General features: G+C 35.8%; 1 protein-coding gene. It reads right to left on the reverse strand.

The annotated features are described in order from the left end of the window. Nucleotides 1-370: 370 nt before the first annotated feature. Nucleotides 371-3,169, reverse strand: coding sequence for a YadA-like family protein (locus EO124_RS10060; RefSeq protein ID WP_164726618.1), 2,799 nt, complete (start codon nt 3,167-3,169; stop codon nt 371-373). Between the last annotated feature and the right edge of the window lie 586 nt (nt 3,170-3,755).

Genomic DNA, 3,755 nt, shown 5'->3' on the forward strand with positions numbered 1-3,755 from the left:
CATCTTATATTAATTTTGTAAAAATCATATCATAAAGTTTTCATGAAAGCAATTATTTTTTTGACAGTAATCTTATTTTTTTATATATAAATTTTGAAATATAAATTAATATATTATTTAAAAATCCTTCTATTTTCTAAAACCAATGCCTTTTAATCATTTAAAAGATTACATTAGTGCCACTTAAAAAATTTCAATAAATAATACAAAATTAGTATAGAAAAAAGAAGCCAAAGTAAAATTTAGGTAAATTCCCCAAATTACTTTGACTTCTTTTTTATTTCTTACATTTTATTTTGATTTCATAGTAAAACTATATTAAATCAGATAAAGCTTATTAAAACCGTTACCTCATATTATAGGTTCGATATTACATACCTACTTTAGCCATTAACTGCTGAATCAAGGCACGTTGTTGTTCCAATTCTGTCTGTTGTTGAGCTACTGTATCTGCCAAACCTTTATTTTGGGCTTTAAGGTCAGATACTTCATTTTGTAAACCACTAACATCAACAGCCGTAGCATTTCTGTAAATAGCATCACCTTTTTGACCGAATTTCAAGGATACCCCAACATTGAACATTGTTTCATCACCAAGTGTGCTGGCTACGCTGAACATGGTGTCTGCATTTGGACGGTAGAATGCACCGATAGCGGCAGCGGAATCACCTTTGTAGCTACCTAAGGCAGCAGCGGCAGAAAATTTATCTTCCGGGTTAAATTCTAATGGATGTAAACCTGCTAAAGCGGCAGCACCGGCACCAACTTTATCTACACGATCGTTTAAGCTGTTTACACGACCGTTCAAGTTGCTTACGCTGTCATTCAAGTTAGAAACATTAGTTTCCAAAGAATCTACACGGTTAGTAACTTCAGTAACACTTTGGTTTACATTAGTAACACCTAATGTATTTTTCCAGTTATTGATGTTTTCAGTGCTTAAGTTAGAACCATCAATATTAGCTTTCTGATCTAATTCAGGTTTAACTGCATTTTTAATAGCATCATTAGAAACATTTACAGCATAAGTTGTAGCATCGCCATCTTTACCTTCGGTAACAGTAGTATTAACACCATCTACAACTTTGACAGCCTTTTTAGCTACTTCATTAATATGATCGTCGCTAGCCTGACCGGTCACAACAGAATTAATAGCTTGGTTCAAAGTATCGCCGGTAATAAGGTTTTTATCTCCAGCTTTATTAGTACCTGTACCTAATGCATCACGTAGTGCATCTTTGTCTAACGATACGTCATATTGGTTAATGCCGGATTTTTGTTGTTCTTCATTTAAACCAACTTTAATGAAGTTATCACCACTCTTAACGGTAACGGCACCTTTAGCAGCATCGGTAATTACTTTTGTACCTGCTTCAGTAAGGTTATCCAAGTTGGTATTGGCTTTTTGAGAAAGAGCGCCACCATCACCAGTAATGGTCTTAATTTGTTCAAATAACTGACCGCCGTTAATAGCATCGGTAGAACCTGCTACAATACTACCGTTACCAACATTAGAAATCACTTTACCACCTGCATTGATACCATCTGTAGTCACTGATGGGCCATTGGCAATAGTTAAACCGGAGTTATTCAAAGTTGTACCGTTTTCACCAAATGTGATGCTACCAGCATCAGATAAATTCAAAGTATTACTTAAACCAACCTGAATCAAACGGTTATCGGCATCAACAGCGGTTGTAATATTAGTATTGGCACCAACGATATCAATACGGGATTTATCTGTATCACTAGTAATAGCCAAACCGTCAGCAGTGCTTGCTTTATCGGCACCTACTGTAATATTAGAAATAGTAGCGTTAGCAACACGTTTTAACTGAGCCACGTTTACTGCATCAGTATCTTCAGTACCGGCAGCAACGTTGGTAATCTGGCGAGTCAAGACATAGCTTACACGACCATCGCCATCATATTCAGTGGACCCCACACTAACTGCACCAGCGGTGGATTTAAAAGTACCGAGTTCAGTTTTTTGATTTCCTAGATCTGTCGCAAAATCTTGATTTTGAGCAACCCATTCATTTAATGCTTTAGTTGCCGCAACAGCTTCAGCGTAGAAAGTTTCTTTGTCTGTTAACGCTTTCGTATATTTTGCCTGTTCTGTCGCATCAGTACTGCCTTTTGTAGTTCTTATGATTTCATCTTGTTTGGCATACTTTGCTTGGGCCGCAGCAAGATTTTGATTTAGCGTATTATATTCAGTAATTTGAGTAGCATATTTAGTATTAAAAGCTTTCAAGCTGTCACTGGCTCCAATAGCGGTTGCCAATCCGTAAATATCCTTTGGCACATAACTGCCACCATCATCAGCAAATGGCACATAGCCAATCGTATTAGAGTACCGATTTGATACGGAATTAGGTCCTAAAGCAACCCCCTGAGAAACATAAACTTTGGCATTAGTACCTAATGCTGTACCGCTATATGCAACAGAAGAACTTTGGCCTAATGCTACGCCATATAGGCTATTAGTTTTCGCATTCTTCCCAACAGCAATACCCCCGATTGCCGTAGCATTATTGCCGATAGCCATACTATCATTAATGAGATTATAATTTTGAACACCATCATTTTGTAAATATTTATAGAAAAGGCCTGCCGTTGCACCTTGACCGATAGCTAGCCCTTGAGATGAACGAGCGCCAAAACCAATAGAAAGACCATTTGTATTGGCATAGGCGTTTTGACCAAAGGAAACACTCTTACTGGCAGCATAGGAACCGGAACCTACAGCTGTAGAATTAGTAATCGCACTGGCATAAGTACCGATAGCCGTACTGTAGCCACGAGCAGAATAGGTACCAAAACCGATTGCCATATTCCCTGTACCTTGTCTGTCAATATCATTCCCTAATGAAACACCGTCTACACCTTCACCGTTAGCATTGTTATTTTTAGGTGTTCTGTACATATCTTGTCCACCCATATAACCTGTATTAAAAGTTTGACGATAGTCAATAATTTTAGTTTCTGTAGATTTAACCTCTGAACCTTTATCTACAACATTTGTACTTGCCGGTGCTTTACCAATCCCTACATAAGACCCTGTCAAACCAGCTGCATCAACCGTATACATACCAACCGATGTTACACCAACCAAAGCCGCTAACGCTAATTTAGTGGCCAACTTAATGTTTTTCCCTGTTTTCATAGTCATACCTCTTTCAAAACATGCAACACACTTGTCTAGTTCTGTCCCCAAGTCTCCCTATCCAAATTCTCGCTACACTACAATCCCACAGTAAAAGCTCGATTACCCCCCCGATGAATTTTAATTATTTTTTCATGTTGAGTCTAATCAAACCATTATTCACATCAAATATATTTTTTTATTTTATGCATCTTCTTTCACTCACCACTAACATAAATAAATATATAGAAGTAAATAATATTACTTGATTTCTAATCTATCGTATACCTAATGATTACATGAAGTCAATGTAATTTAAATCTTCATAAATTACCAAATGACTCTTCATTTTTATTAAATCGAAATTACCGATAGTAAAACATATAGTCCAAAAAATGGACTATTTCAACATTTGTGTATTTTTAAACAAGATTGCATTAAAATTTCACGCACGATATTTTTGCGAATAATCCATGATTAAAGCCTCATTTATGATTTTAGATTAACTTAAAACAAAGAATAATTATAACTTAAAAATAATAATTATTTTTCATGTTTTTCTATAAAATTAACACTGATTCATCTTTTTTATATAAAAGTCATCTAT

The sequence above is a fragment of the Veillonella ratti genome (assembly GCF_003992115.1).
In the GTDB taxonomy this organism is placed as follows: domain Bacteria; phylum Bacillota; class Negativicutes; order Veillonellales; family Veillonellaceae; genus Veillonella_A; species Veillonella_A ratti.